Here is a 12965-nt window from a genome sequence, read left to right on the forward strand (position 1 = left end):
CAATTCTGTTGAATGAGACAACCCCGAAACGTGTTCGAGGTTGTCCTGCTCCCAACAATTATTTTACTCAAACTTAAACGAATACAGATCCGCGTCTTTGAGTTTGATCTTTAATCTTATGGGTTTGCCGGCGAGGCTGCTGACGTCGATTCCTTTTTTCCAGCTGACCGGGCGGGAGATGGTGTCGCCGAAGAGTTCGATGCAGTCGGCTTCCGTGAAACCCTCGATCGGTTTGCCCTCGGGGGTCTGGAGCTCGACCGTGATGCCGCCGGCGGCGGAGGTGGAGAAGTTGAGCTTGAGCTCTTTGCCGGTGAAGGTGATTGGTTTCGTGGTGATCTCTCCCCCTTTGAGTGGAGCGTTGAGGGAGACGAAGCCGTCGATCCGCATGGTGTAGCGGCGGAGCTTGCTGCCCTCGCCGGTCCAGTAGCCTTCGGTGGCGTAGAGGGAGAGTTCATCGGGGGCGCCTTCAATGTCGGACCTGGTTTCGACCAGCTGCCAGGCGATGTACTGATGCCCGTAGTTCCAGGTGTCTTTACGTTCGATGCCGGGACGCAGGAAGGCTTCGGGCCAGCGTTTGAAATTGACGCCGTCACGACTGGTCATGAACAGGCCTTCGGTGATGGCCATGCCGTAGCGGTTGGAGATGGATGATCGCATTTTGCGGTGTTTATACTCGGGCAGCTGTTCCATGGATTTGGACCAGCCCCGTTCCACGTAGCGGGTGGGAAAGCCGACGAGGATGTGCGGGGCACGGTAGTAGGGTTTGATCTGGTTAGTGTAGAGCTGCTCGGGAGGCGCGTCGCCGTATTTCAGGTCCTGGGGTTCGCTCCAGTGGATGAAGTCGTCTGATGTGGCGGTGCGGATGTCGCGGAGGCCGGAGGGTTTCCAGTTCTTTTCATCGGTGGTGCCCTTGGTGAAGTAACGCCAGTAGGCCCGGTATTGTTTTGTGGCCGGGTCCCAGAAGGCGAGGTTTTCGGAATCGAAGGCCCCTTTGGTGATGACCGTTTCTTCCGACATCAGCGACCAGTGAATGCCGTCGGGCGATTTGAGGGCCAGCAGTCCGTGCGGTACTCGTGAGCGGAGGATGGCTTTGTATTTCGCATCGGGGGGACAGGCGGGGTTTTCGTCTTTGAAGACGGCGGGGTGCACGGGATCGGGCTTGGCGGACTTCATCCAGTCACGGTGAGCTTTGCCGATGACGATATTGTTATCTTTATTGCCGCTGCCCGGTGGGAAGGAAAAGAGTCCCAGATCGGGGCGTTTCCAGTGAATTCCATCGTCGCTCTCGGCGTAACAGGTGAAGTTACTGTTGGCAGGGCCGAATTTCTTCTCCTGAACGTTGAGGTGCCAGGCTTTGTAGTACATGCGATATTTATCGCCATCCTTGAAGATGCTCTGATAGCCGCAACCACTTCCTTCCCAGGGTTTGTCATAAGTGAAGACGACTTCGCGGGGTGTGGGATGATGCAGTTCGAAGCGGACATCTTCACTGCGGGAGTCGATCAGGGTGTCGTCGACGAGCAGTTCAAGCCGGGAGCCGATGTTGATGGGTTCTGCTGCGAAACTGGCAGCCGTGGTGAGCAGGCTCAGGGTGAAACAGACGAGGAAGACGAGGCGGGCGATGCGTGGCATGATGTTGATCCTGTGCTGGAGTGTGTATGAGCTCATTCATTCTAACCAGAATTTCTGCGGGGAACCACGAAGGAACTCGAAAGATTTATTACTACCACGAAAGTCACGAAAAACACGAAAGGAAAGAGTCTAAGTTTCGTTTGGTTAAAAAGGTGTGAACCTGTTGCAGAATATCTTGTCGTATAGAATACACTAAGGTAGAATGGGAGTGAAGAATAAAAGAGTGAAACAAAATGAGAAAGGATTGTGACTATGAGCAGTCGAACTGGACGTGCCAATCTGGCGAAGACGACATTGCAGGTGATGGATGTAGGACGGTATGTGAATCCGCAGGGTGAATCGGTATCGATCGCCGAGGCGATGGAGGCCTGTAACGCGGCTTCCGAATATTTTGCTCCCGGGGAACTGGAGCAGTTGCGGGCAGAAGTGGTATCTGCCCCCTGCCCTTATGCTGAGACCCGGTTTGAGCTGGAGAATGAGACGACCCTGGAAGGCGCGCATACGCTGGTATTGAAAGGAAATGCAGGCCGGATCGGAGTGTTGAATTTTGCATCCGCGAAGAATCCAGGCGGTGGTTTTCTGGGAGGCAGTCAGGCGCAGGAAGAGAGCCTGGCCCGGAGTTCGGCTCTCTATGGCTCGCTGACCCGGTTTCACAGTGAATACTACGAGGCGCACCGGAACCAGAAAGATGCGTTTTACTCGGACCGGATGATTTACTCGCCCGACTGTCCTGTCTTTCGGGACGATGCGGGTGCGTTTCTGGACGCGAGTTACCAGGTGGACTTTCTGACGAGTCCGGCACCGAATGCGGGAGCGATTCAGAAAAATCGTCCGTTGATGGTCGCGGAGATTCCCGGAACTCTGCAGGCACGGATGGATAAGGTGCTCGCATTGTTCGCCAGTAAAGGCTGTGCAACTCTTGTGTTGGGGGCCTGGGGCTGTGGTGTGTTCCGCAACTGCCCCGAAATGGTCGCTGCGAGTTTTGCGGAGTTCCTGAAGCCCGGCGGTCCTTACCATGGACGGTTTGAACTGGTACGATTCTCGGTACTGGACCGGGCGGAAGGACAGCCGATCTATGGGGCTTTCGCAGAATGCTTTGGGTGTGCGAAAGAAGCGAAACTGTGATGCTGGCGCATCGCATTCTGTGGTGAATTCTGGAGAGCACAGGCTTGGGTTCCTACCACGAAATACACGAAAAGCACGAAATTAGTGGTGACCGGGCAGGTTCTTTGGTTCTTGTGTTGGCACCATTGGCAAATGGAACAGGGAGTTTTATTTTCACAAGGGTGCACCGCAACTGGTCAAAATTTCTTGGAAGATGACACAGATCAGTTCGCTGTCAGTTACAAAGACGCCATCGTCTGTTGAAATATCGCAAATGGATCTCCATGTCATTTATGCTTACGCTCGCACCTGTGCTGATGCCTTTCATCCTGCTGGTCGATTCCCTCCAGAGAAAAGGAAAGTTCTTCTCTGGAGGATCGGGAATTCGTTGATAGTAATGACTGCCTGATTCGACTATCATGAGATAAAAAAGACACGAAGTCTGAAAATACAATGAAAGGATGTGAGTACGGATGTCTGCTGAGGATGAGAATCAGGAACAGGGTGAGTCAGATCTGCGCGAGTTTCGTATCGGGGTGCGGGTCGATCCCGAAGAGGGACTGCAGTCGATTGGCATGGAAGTGGTGAATGGCCTGGTCAATCTGGGAGGACGCATTGTTTCTCTGCAGGGAGGTGGCGCCACCTTTCGTAAGCTTGATCCCAACGAAGAGGCACAGAACAAAAATCTGACCCTGACCGGCTGTGATATCCAGGTAATTATGGATGTTTCGGGAGTCGGAGAGACCCCCGCTTCCCAGGAACACGATCGACTGTATCGGGCGGGCCTGGATCTAATCAATCCGTACATGCAGATTGTGGGCCGCGAGACGCAACCTGCAGATACGGAGACAGCACAGGAAGAACTGAAACGGGGTATCGAACTGCTCAAGTGGGTGCTGGATATCAATCCCGGTAATGGGTCGGCGTGGTGGATTATCGGTAAGGCGGAACAGGCGCTGGACAATACGGAGGTGGCCTGCGATGCATTCGGGCACGCGTATCGGTTGAAGAGCGAGAACGCTGACACCGCGCGGGAATATATGTACGAGTGCCTGAAACTGGGACGGGCGGCACAGGCGATCTCGGCGGCGCGGCATGCGATAGAACTCAAGCCGGACGATATGGGCCTGGTAGCGAACCTGGCGCTGGCTCTGTTGATCGGCGGCGAACTCGAAGAAGCAGCCGAGGTGATCGAGATTGCAGTGGACGGCGCGCCCGATGACCCGATCAATGTGAATTTACAGCAGCGGATTGCCGAAGTGTGTGCGGGCGTGGTTCCCCAGCCTCGAAAACTGGCTGACATGGATGCGACTTGAAATCGTGGAGTGCCACGAAAGGACAGAGGCAGCAAAGACGCACGCATGTTCTTTGCTTGCCGATGGGTTGTATGTCTGACATGATACAGGCTCTTACTAATTGAAATCTCGTTTTAAGGAGCGTTCCATGAGTCGGGCATTGCTGGTGATTGATGTGCAGAATGAGTATTTCACGGGGGCACTGCCGATCACGCATCCGGCGGAGCACCTGGAACGGATTCTGGAGGCGATGGATGCCGCTGCGGAACAGAAAGTGCCTGTGGTTGTGGTGCAGCATCATTTCGAGGATCCGGAGAAGCCGTTCTTTCAGAAAGGGACTCCCGGCTGGGAACTGCATCCCGAAGTCGCCGGTCGTCCACACGATCTGCTGCTGGAGAAAACAATGCCGGGCAGCTTTACGGGGACACAACTGGAAGCGTGGCTGCGGGAACGCGATATCGATACCGTGACCATCGCCGGCTACATGACGCATATGTGCTGTGACACGACGGCCCGCGAAGCCGTGCATCGCGGGTTCACCGTCGAATTCCTGAATGACGCCACGGGAACACTGCCTTTGTCGAACAGTGCCGGTGAAGTGACCGCGGAAGAGTTGCAGCGGTCGATCCTGTGTGCACAACAGATGCTGTTGAGTGAAGTGCTGGATGTGGAAGCCTGGAAGGGACGCTTGTGAGTTTCGTTAAGATCGATCCCCTGCCCTGTCGGGAGACTGACGATGACCGAGGTGGCTGCTGAACCGATTGCCGAAAAGCTGGCAGAGCTGAATCTGGCGCTGTCGCCTGAGATTCATTACCGGCTGGGAACGGTTTTTTCCCGCACTGAGTCGATGAGTCTCGAGCAGGCAATCGGTCAGAAGTATCCCCTCGTCAAAGCGTGTGAACCGGTTCTGTTGAAAGCGTTATTCGAACGGGAGCAGGTTCTGTTTGTCTGCCTGGGGGAACTGCGTTTTCAGAAAACGATTGTCGTGCTCACCAATCTGCGGATGCTGCTGTTTTCGACTGACCGGAAGCAGATTCCCTGGCAGCCTTACTGGGCGATTTATTACAGCCAGATTTCAGAACTGCAGCCGGTGTTTATGGAACAGTACAAAATCTTGCTGAAAGATGGCAGCAAGCTGAAATTCAATTATTTTCCCTGGCAGGATCGCCAGAACTTCCAGCCCATCTACTCGGAAGCAGCCAAGAGGGTTGAGGAAGAAGGCCTGGATCCATCTGTCTCGCAGTCGCGGGAAAATCTGTGTTCGAACTGCTTCGCCACGGTGCCGAAAGAGACTTACGAATGTGAAGCCTGTGGAGCGACCTTCTGGCCCCCCTTTTCTTTGTGTCTCCGTGGCTTTATTTTCCCTCCCGCAGGCAGCCTTGTGGTCAGGACGCGACGTGCCGCCCTGATCGATATGGCGCTCTACTTCCTGATCCTGTCTTATGTCATTTTTTTGCAGGCGCAGGGGAACCTGACTTTTGCGATCCTGATGTTCGTGCTGACGAACGGCAGCTACGGGGATTGGATGTATAAGCTGGCTAAGCGGGGGCTGTTGCTGAAAGAAATCCCACTCGAGAAACAGGCTGTCAATTGACATTTTGCCGGATCATGAATTCCTGATGAGTCAGCCAGATTTTCTTAGAACCGCTTAAGATCTTCAGGTAAAATGAGTTCATCTTCTTTGATGCTCGAGTTAAGGAAGGATGAGCCATGCAGAACCTGACCCATGATGAAGTGGCCGCCAAGCTGTGGGAGTTAAATCTCGAATTGTCCCCGGAGATTCCCTATCGACTGGAGACGCTGTTTCCGCGGATCGAGGGCTGGTTTGTCAAAGGAAAGATCAAGGATCAATTCAAACTGCTCAAGCGGCTGGAACCGCTGCTGGCTGAGATTCTGCTGGATCGCGAAGAGGTGCAACTTGTTTTGCCGTGTAACCAGTCGACGCTTTCCGATGTCTTTCTGATGGGGTCACTGTGGGTTGGAACTTCAACCTGTGCCGTGCTGGTGTTGACCAATCTGCGGATCTATTGCATTCGCGTCAACGATACCGGCGTGCCTCAGCAGTCGTTCTGGCAGATCTATTACAGTCAGATCAAAGAGGTGGACCAGTCGCTGTTTGGTGACACGCTGTTTTATCTGAAAGATGGCCGCAAGTTGAAGTATTCCGGGATCGTGCCCGAAGATCAGCGGCGATTGCAGTTCATCGTCTGGGAGAACTGTAAGACATTCCGAAAGCAGGGCTTTGAGCCTTCCGTTTCACAGTCACGGGAGCAGGTGTGCGGTCACTGCTTCGATGTGATTCCCCCGGGAGTCTATGAATGTGACAGTTGTGGCGCGCAGTACTGGAGGCCGATCGAGGTCGGGATGCGGAGCTTCATCTTCCCCTCATGGGGCGATTTCGTGATGAAGCACACCACCCTGGCACTGATGGAACTGATCGGTTTTACGTTTATCATCGGATTTACCATCGCTGCTTTCTTTGAAGGCAAGTATCTGGCGGGAATCATCTTGTATGTGACGGCGAATCTGGCGGATGCGTTAATGAGTGTGCAACTGGCGACGCGGGCCCTGCATCTGAAATCAACGCCGTTTGAACGTCCTGATATGTGGAGTTTGACGAATCCAGAGCGACTTGTGCAGGAGCAGCGTGAAGCAGGCACAGGTTATGAGGGTTATCGGGTTGCGGACGCGGCGGAGCAGTTATAAAGCCTGGGCGGATCGACGCATGCTGATTGACTGATGTCTGCATTTTTTAACCGATGCTTCCACAGCTCTCTGCACCGATGCACGATAAAGAGTAGGCGGGCATGACTGAGTTGGACTGATGGCAGAAGTTTTGTAGACGCGAATCGGGAGCACACAATGAGATTAGGACATGGCCGGGTGGGATTACTGCTGATGGCAGCGACTCTGCTGATTATGCAGACGCCCGTTAAGGCGCAGAATATCAATCACAAGCTGGAGCCGTATCTGAAGTCGGGCAATCTGCCGGCATTGTCTGCAGCGGTTGTCGTGCGAGGCACCGTAACGGAATTCGGCGTGGTCGGCACCCGGAAGATGGGAGCGGACATTCCAGTCACGATTCATGATAAGTTTCACCTGGGGTCTGACGGCAAAGCGATGACCGCCACGATTGCTGCGATGATGATCGAAGAAGGCAAGCTCAAGTGGGATTCAACGCTGGAAGAGGTCTTTCCCGAACTGAAAGACTCAATGGCACCCGGCGTGGGAAAAGTGACACTGGAAGAACTGCTTTCCCATACCAGTGGGATGCGTGCCGACGATGAAAATCTGATGCAGCTGCTGAAAGATTCATTCGATGTGGATGGCGATCTGAATGATATGCGGTACTGGCTGCTGAAAGAATCGGTCAAACTGCCGCTGGAAACAAAGCCTTCCACTGCATGGAAATACAATAACCGCGGGTACACGATCGCCGGTGCGATGATTGAACGTGTGAGCGGCAAAGCCTGGGACGAGCTGATCGTCGAACGCATTTTTGAGCCATTTCAGCTGACGACCGCCGGTCTGGGAACACAGTCGACCCTGGGCAAAATCGATGCACCGCTGGGACATGTCATTCAGAAAGACGGTAAAGTCAAAGCGTACATGGCGGGGCCGAATGCGGATAACTCGCTGATTCTCGCGCCAGCGGGCTGTCTGCACCTGTCGATTCTGGATCTGGCGAACTGGGCTGGCTGGAATGCCGGGAACGGGATGCGGCCCCCCTGTAATATTGTGAAGGCGGAAACGGTCGAGAAAATTCACACTCCTGTCTTTACGATCAAAGGGGATAAACCGGCGCGTCCGGGAACGCCACCCAATGGAAAGTACGCTCACGGCTGGGGCTGGCTGACGGTGGACTGGGCTCCCTATCCCCTGCTCTATCATGCCGGTTCGAATGGCAAGAACCTGGCCCAGATCTGGATCGATAAAGAGAAAGACATCGCGATTGTGATGATGACCAACATCGGCGGTGTCCAGGCGGACGAGGCGCTGCGGGAACTGGCCAAAGAGCTGTATCTGAACGCTGTCGCCAGTTATTAAAACAATGCTTCCGGATTCGGGACTGGTACGGACTCCGTCCCTGCGATGATTGTCGCGGGGGCGGAGCCTTGTTATAAGACAGCATTGACGTGTGCCAGGTAATTCAGCTCACTTCTGCAGGGAGTCCTGTCTGATGTCCAATCCGATGTATTCTGAACATGCCGCCGCCTATGCTCAGGCGATTCGCGATAACAGCTATAACGCGAGCTACGACCGCCCTTCTCTGCTGGCACTGCTGCCGAAGCTCAATGGAATGAAAGTACTCGATCTGGGCTGCGGTCCAGGCGTGTATGCAGAAATTCTGCTCAGCCGCGGCGCGGAAGTGACTGCCGTCGATCAATCCACGGAGATGGTGGCCCTGGTCGAACAGAGCCTGGGGGACGCGGTCCAATGTTACACCCAGGATCTGGCAAAGGGACTCCCGCGGGAAGCGGACGCTGCTTATGATGTGGTGGTCTGCCCGCTGATGCTGCATTACCTGGAAGATTTCTCCCCCCTGCTCGCAGAAATCCGCCGCGTGCTCAAACCGGGTGGGCTGTTTGTCTTTTCCACGCATCATCCGTTCGTCGATTATGGGTTTTCCCCGAGTGGGAATTATTTTCTGACGGAGAAAATTATCGACGAGTGGAATACGGTGGGACAGCCGGTGCGCGTGGAGTATTACCGGCGACCGTTGTCAGAGATCATCCAGTCGTTGATTGATGCCGGCTTTCAGATCACCGCATTGAGCGAAGGACAACCGGACGAGCGGATGCGTCAGAGCGATCCGGACAGTTACCAGAGATTGTCGACGTCCCCCGGATTTCTGTTTGTGAAATGTCAGGTTGGCTGACTGGTGTGACTGAATGTTTGCACATGTGGCTGCTGGCATGTAGAATACAGGTCTGATGGCAGTCTGGTGGTCAGGCCGTTTTCTTTCTCTGCCACAGTCAGGAATCGTGCAGCATGGCGGGAGTCTCACGTGATCGTTCCCTGGGGGATGGCGTTTATTTTGCGCCCGAGGATTACCTCAGTTTCTGCCGTCGACTGGTGATAACACTGGTCGATGTTACGATGCTCCTGCTGCTCTGGATCCCGATCGGGGTCATTTTTACTTTTGTGTCTTACAATTATGTATTCACCCCGGATCTGGTCTGGTACTTCTGCTGCTGGTGTTACCTGGCGGTGCTGCGTCCCTCACGTGTGCGAAGTGTCGGTTATTGGGTGACGGGAGCTCGGATTATCACACTGCGGGGTACAAAGCCTTCTGTGTGGCGGATGACGTATCGCGTGCTGCTGAATTTTTACTCTCCTCTCAATCTCGTGTATGATCTGTTGTGGGTGGGAGTGGACCGGGATCGCCAGTCACTGACCGACCGGTTCGCTGGTACCTGTGTTGTACGCAAGCGGGCGGAGCCTGTGGGGCGAGCGGAAATCCATTATACGTATTACACCGGGATGTCGTTTCTCTATTTCTATCCCTGTGTCGTACTCCCGCGGGAAACTGAGAAGCTGGTTGAGGTGGAGCTCGCGAGTTCAACGTAAACTGGCGCGCCTGTCGTTTTACGGTCGTTCAGCAATGGAATACATCTGGAATGAGATTTTGTTTTGAACAGACCCTGCCCGTTTCCAGGGGCGTGCTGTTTCGGTTTCATGAGGATCCTGCGCATCTCGGGCTGTTGCTGGCGGAGTGGCCTGGATTTCGACTATTACGTCATGCCGGTCATATTCAGCCGGGAGCGGAAACCTGGTTTGAGCAGCAGGTCGGAGGTTTTCTGCCGGTAGTCATGGGATTTCGCCATATGGTTTATGAGCCCGACTGTCGTTTTGGTGAGACGCTGATTCATGGACCGTTTGAGCGGTTTACGCATCTGCATGAATTCGACGAGACGGCAGAGGGAACCGTGGTACGGGACATTCTGGAGGTGCAGCTGTCATGGCAGTATGGTGGACGTTTCGCGACGCAGCATATAGTTGCGAATGCGCTCAACTCTGCGTTTGATTTTCGCCAGCGTTCATTGCGGGAACTGGTGTCGAATAGACTAGAACCGGATTCCGATTCGAGGACTGAGTGAAGGAAGTGGAAATGGCGGTGGCGACTTACATCCTGTTTGTATTGGGCTGTCTGGGGGCAACCGATATCGCTCTGTATCACAGCTTTTCGCATGGGATTCGCCAGCACCTCGATTCGCGGGCGGAGCTGATCGTACACAGCCTGCGCGGCCCGACTTATGCAATGCTGTTTGTTGTGATTCCTAATTTTGTGATGCAGGGAGCTTTCTTCTGGTGTCTGCTGCTGTTGTTTGTGGTTGACGTATTGATCTCGATTGTGGACTTTGCGCTGGAGCGCGAGAGCCGCAGGCTGCTGGGGGGACTGCCCAGCGGTGAATATGTGCTGCATATCATGCTTGCGATGCTGTTTGGGGCGCTGGTGACTGCGGTCTGCCTGGAAGCGGGAGCCTGGCGTTCCCTGCCAAGCCGCTTTTACTATCAGCCGGCTGACGTGCCTGCTCTGTTACGTGGCGTTCTGGTTGTCATGGCGGTTCTGGTGCTGATTTCCGGAATACAGGATGCGATGGCGGCGTGGCGGCTCTATAATATTCCTGAGCGGGCAACCTCATTAAAAGAGAAAGACCAGCGGTTGCAATCGGGAGGACGTTGAAGATGAGTTCGACGGGCATCATCAAAACAAAACGCCGGCGGAAGAATCATGTCATCAGGGTGTTGATGGTACAGGTCGTGCTCCTGGCTTACACGATTGTCTTTCTGTATTTCCTGCATCAAAGTCGGTGGGGACCGTTTGCAGTTGTCAGGCAGAATCTGTTTCTCGTGTTTTGCCTGAATATGGGCGGGATGATGTTCTGCATGCTGTATAACGAGCAGCGCATGGATCGATTTTTACGGGACTATCCGGCACTGGGAGATCGTGAGGGTATGGAACGCCTGAAGCCGATCTTACGGACTCACATGTATCTCGGCGTACTCGCGCTGCTCTTGACGGGAAACTCGCTGGGGACGGGGCTGGGGATTTTCATCGAGAAAGAATTCCTCCAGGGGTTCATCGTGCTGGGGACCTGGCTGTTATCCTTACCCCTTTTGAGCTGGTGCAGTCATACGGAAAACAAAATGTATCAGATCCAGTGTACGAACCAGAATCTGGAACCGGAAGTAGAGCTGTTGATTAAAGACTGGTCGACGCGAATCTTTCCAAATTTTTGAGACAGGATGTCGGAACCTTTGAAGTCGAGAGATAATTCATGCAGCAGATAGACTGGATTGTACTGGCGGGAATCATTTTGTTTCTCTGCGTGGTGATCGCACTGCTGGCCAGTTTCGTGAAAGATCTGGTGAATCCTTCCAGAAGGAAGGACTCGGGCTCCGGATCGGGAGGCGGCGTCATCGGCGCGCTGGGAGTGCTGGACCGGATCGTGAATCCTGCGGGGGCGCATGTGGAAGAAGCGAAGGAAGTCGAACAGGAGGAACAGGGAGTCGGCGGGGAGTAAAGGATCATAACAGGTTATCTCTTCCATTGACGGTAAAAATGCTTCAGAGGCGGTCTGGGGAGTCACCGGTATGTGGTCTTTAGTTTTCTGGTTATCCGATGGATACTCAGTATCATTAATTCGAACGAGTATGAAGAAAGTGATGCAGCACATTCCCGGCATACATTACAGAAAGCATTGGAACCTGGAGACGAAACAGAAAATCTACTTAACGCTGTTTGTCCTTTCGGTGATCGTCTATTTTCCGTTTGCCCATTGGGTTTCGACGACACCAGTGGGTACAACGCTGTTTCTCTGGCTGCTCATCTTCTATGGGCTGGCACTACTGGTAGCGGTACTGGCGATCCCTGTGTCTCTCGTGGCGCTCTGTTTCAGAAGAACGCGACGAGATGCTCTGTGGGTGCTGATTCTGTCACTGATTTATCTTCCCTTAACATTCGCTGCGATTCCATTGGGCTGGCAGGTGCGTATGCAGCGGATGGCGACATTTGCAGAACGGAGTAAGCCACTAGTTCAGGCGATTGCGCGTTACACGGACGATCACGGAACTCCACCTGAAACGCTGGAGCAACTGGTGCCCGATTATCTGCCGCATGTTCCCGGGACGGGCATGATGGCTTATCCAACATACCACTATTATGCGGGTGCTCAATCCCGGGAACGGTATCAGGGCAATGCCTGGGCTCTGGTTGTTCCAACTGGAAGCGGAGGCTTCAACTGGGACCAGATGATGTATTTCCCGCTACAGAATTACCCGGAGTGCGGCTATGGTGGCAGTCTGGAACGCGTAGGCGATTGGGCCTACGTGCATGAGTGACTGACTGCGCCTGATCTACGGAGCGTTACATCAGGCGTTCTTCGTTTCGCAGCAGTTCGGTGCAGACTTCACTTGCCGGTAACAGGACGGCCAGTTTTTCGCTGCTGTTGAGGCGGATCACGCCACTGGTGAGAACGTCTTTCAGGTAGTAGCTGACTTCGACGGCTTCCCAGTCGAGACGGAAGTGGGAGCCAGCCATCCCCAGTGGGTTGCAGACATCAGTAGCAGCGGACTGGCGGGGAATCAGCGTCAGGCGACGGCCCGGGTTCTGGCGGTGCAGCAGGTCTTCGAGTTGAACGGGCAGCGATTCATCCAGGAGCAGGACAACATCCGCAATCCCCTGCCCGTTCGCTTTGTCAAAACGATGCAGGATCGTGGCCAGTTCTTCAGTCGAGGCGTAGCGATGGATTTCCACCTGAGAGGCTTCCCGGGCCGACCAGAGGTGGATTGAATCGTTCAATTCGCGGGCAGCACTGATTTCCAAAGCGTGTGCGCGGTCGATCCGATACTGCCGGTCTGACGCAGAAGCCGGATTCGGTGTCGAGAACATGTCATTGATAAAACTGGTGAGCGTAGTCATCTCTTTTT

15 protein-coding genes are annotated in these 12965 nt (G+C 54.1%); 13 read left to right on the plus strand and 2 right to left on the minus strand.

Going from position 1 to position 12965, the window contains the following annotated elements; genetic code table 11:
- Positions 1-63: 63 nt before the first annotated feature.
- Positions 64-1632, minus strand: coding sequence for a hypothetical protein (locus tag FYZ48_RS26850; protein WP_149345574.1), 1569 nt, complete (start codon positions 1630-1632; stop codon positions 64-66).
- A gap of 252 nt (positions 1633-1884) precedes the next feature.
- On the opposite strand from FYZ48_RS26850, the gene FYZ48_RS26855 reads away from it, so the two are divergent.
- The 13 genes from FYZ48_RS26855 (at position 1885) to FYZ48_RS26915 (ending at position 12377) form a co-directional block, all read left to right on the plus strand.
- On the plus strand, positions 1885-2757 hold the full coding sequence (locus tag FYZ48_RS26855; RefSeq protein WP_149345575.1) for a TIGR02452 family protein: 873 nt from the start codon (positions 1885-1887) through the stop codon (positions 2755-2757).
- A gap of 452 nt (positions 2758-3209) precedes the next feature.
- On the plus strand, positions 3210-4052 hold the full coding sequence (locus FYZ48_RS26860) for a tetratricopeptide repeat protein (RefSeq protein WP_149345576.1): 843 nt from the start codon (positions 3210-3212) through the stop codon (positions 4050-4052).
- Positions 4053-4179: 127 nt separating this feature from the next.
- Complete coding sequence (locus tag FYZ48_RS26865) at positions 4180-4725, plus strand: cysteine hydrolase family protein (protein ID WP_149345577.1); 546 nt, start codon at positions 4180-4182, stop codon at positions 4723-4725.
- Positions 4726-4767: 42 nt separating this feature from the next.
- Positions 4768-5625, plus strand: coding sequence for a hypothetical protein (locus FYZ48_RS26870; RefSeq protein ID WP_149345578.1), 858 nt, complete (start codon positions 4768-4770; stop codon positions 5623-5625).
- Positions 5626-5741: 116 nt separating this feature from the next.
- Positions 5742-6737, plus strand: coding sequence for a hypothetical protein (locus tag FYZ48_RS26875; RefSeq protein WP_149345579.1), 996 nt, complete (start codon positions 5742-5744; stop codon positions 6735-6737).
- 156 nt (positions 6738-6893) lie between these two features.
- Positions 6894-8078, plus strand: a complete 1185-nt coding sequence (locus FYZ48_RS26880) for a serine hydrolase domain-containing protein (protein WP_149345580.1) — start codon at positions 6894-6896, stop codon at positions 8076-8078.
- A gap of 133 nt (positions 8079-8211) precedes the next feature.
- Positions 8212-8910, plus strand: a complete 699-nt coding sequence (locus tag FYZ48_RS26885) for a class I SAM-dependent methyltransferase (RefSeq protein WP_149345581.1) — start codon at positions 8212-8214, stop codon at positions 8908-8910.
- Between the two features lie 113 nt (positions 8911-9023).
- The gene (locus tag FYZ48_RS26890; protein WP_149345582.1) at positions 9024-9602 is read left to right on the plus strand and encodes an RDD family protein; all 579 of its coding nucleotides are present in this window, start codon (positions 9024-9026) and stop codon (positions 9600-9602) included.
- Positions 9603-9652: 50 nt separating this feature from the next.
- Positions 9653-10132 carry an SRPBCC family protein gene (locus tag FYZ48_RS26895; protein WP_149345583.1) on the plus strand — a complete coding sequence of 160 codons (480 nt, stop codon included), beginning with the start codon at positions 9653-9655 and terminating at the stop codon, positions 10130-10132.
- An 11-nt stretch (positions 10133-10143) separates the two neighbouring features.
- Positions 10144-10719 carry a hypothetical protein gene (locus FYZ48_RS26900; protein ID WP_149345584.1) on the plus strand — a complete coding sequence of 192 codons (576 nt, stop codon included), beginning with the start codon at positions 10144-10146 and terminating at the stop codon, positions 10717-10719.
- A gap of 2 nt (positions 10720-10721) precedes the next feature.
- A complete protein-coding gene (locus FYZ48_RS26905; RefSeq protein ID WP_149345585.1) occupies positions 10722-11276 on the plus strand; it encodes a hypothetical protein in 555 nt (184 codons plus the stop codon).
- A 38-nt stretch (positions 11277-11314) separates the two neighbouring features.
- A complete protein-coding gene (locus tag FYZ48_RS26910) occupies positions 11315-11560 on the plus strand; it encodes a hypothetical protein (protein WP_149345586.1) in 246 nt (81 codons plus the stop codon).
- Between the two features lie 142 nt (positions 11561-11702).
- Entirely contained in the window at positions 11703-12377 is a 675-nt protein-coding gene (locus FYZ48_RS26915; RefSeq protein ID WP_149345587.1) for a hypothetical protein, read from the plus strand.
- 25 nt (positions 12378-12402) lie between these two features.
- Here FYZ48_RS26915 and FYZ48_RS26920 read toward each other — a convergent pair whose 3' ends face one another.
- Positions 12403-12957: a hypothetical protein gene (locus FYZ48_RS26920; RefSeq protein WP_149345588.1), complete on the minus strand. Its 555-nt coding sequence runs from the start codon at positions 12955-12957 to the stop codon at positions 12403-12405.
- Positions 12958-12965: the final 8 nt, after the last annotated feature.

Source organism: Gimesia chilikensis (assembly GCF_008329715.1).
In the GTDB taxonomy this organism is placed as follows: Bacteria; Planctomycetota; Planctomycetia; order Planctomycetales; family Planctomycetaceae; genus Gimesia; species Gimesia chilikensis.

Bases quoted from the DNA above. Each gene is read 5' to 3' on its own strand.
- FYZ48_RS26850 (WP_149345574.1), bottom strand. From the start codon at position 1,632: ATGCCACGCATCGCCCGCCTCGTCTTCCTCGTCTGTTTCACCCTGAGC.
- FYZ48_RS26855 (WP_149345575.1), top strand. From the start codon at position 1,885: ATGAGCAGTCGAACTGGACGTGCCAATCTGGCGAAGACGACATTGCAG.
- FYZ48_RS26860 (WP_149345576.1), top strand. From the start codon at position 3,210: ATGTCTGCTGAGGATGAGAATCAGGAACAGGGTGAGTCAGATCTGCGC.
- FYZ48_RS26865 (WP_149345577.1), top strand. From the start codon at position 4,180: ATGAGTCGGGCATTGCTGGTGATTGATGTGCAGAATGAGTATTTCACG.
- FYZ48_RS26870 (WP_149345578.1), top strand. From the start codon at position 4,768: ATGACCGAGGTGGCTGCTGAACCGATTGCCGAAAAGCTGGCAGAGCTG.
- FYZ48_RS26875 (WP_149345579.1), top strand. From the start codon at position 5,742: ATGCAGAACCTGACCCATGATGAAGTGGCCGCCAAGCTGTGGGAGTTA.
- FYZ48_RS26880 (WP_149345580.1), top strand. From the start codon at position 6,894: ATGAGATTAGGACATGGCCGGGTGGGATTACTGCTGATGGCAGCGACT.
- FYZ48_RS26885 (WP_149345581.1), top strand. From the start codon at position 8,212: ATGTCCAATCCGATGTATTCTGAACATGCCGCCGCCTATGCTCAGGCG.
- FYZ48_RS26890 (WP_149345582.1), top strand. From the start codon at position 9,024: ATGGCGGGAGTCTCACGTGATCGTTCCCTGGGGGATGGCGTTTATTTT.
- FYZ48_RS26895 (WP_149345583.1), top strand. From the start codon at position 9,653: ATGAGATTTTGTTTTGAACAGACCCTGCCCGTTTCCAGGGGCGTGCTG.
- FYZ48_RS26900 (WP_149345584.1), top strand. From the start codon at position 10,144: ATGGCGGTGGCGACTTACATCCTGTTTGTATTGGGCTGTCTGGGGGCA.
- FYZ48_RS26905 (WP_149345585.1), top strand. From the start codon at position 10,722: ATGAGTTCGACGGGCATCATCAAAACAAAACGCCGGCGGAAGAATCAT.
- FYZ48_RS26910 (WP_149345586.1), top strand. From the start codon at position 11,315: ATGCAGCAGATAGACTGGATTGTACTGGCGGGAATCATTTTGTTTCTC.
- FYZ48_RS26915 (WP_149345587.1), top strand. From the start codon at position 11,703: ATGCAGCACATTCCCGGCATACATTACAGAAAGCATTGGAACCTGGAG.
- FYZ48_RS26920 (WP_149345588.1), bottom strand. From the start codon at position 12,957: ATGACTACGCTCACCAGTTTTATCAATGACATGTTCTCGACACCGAAT.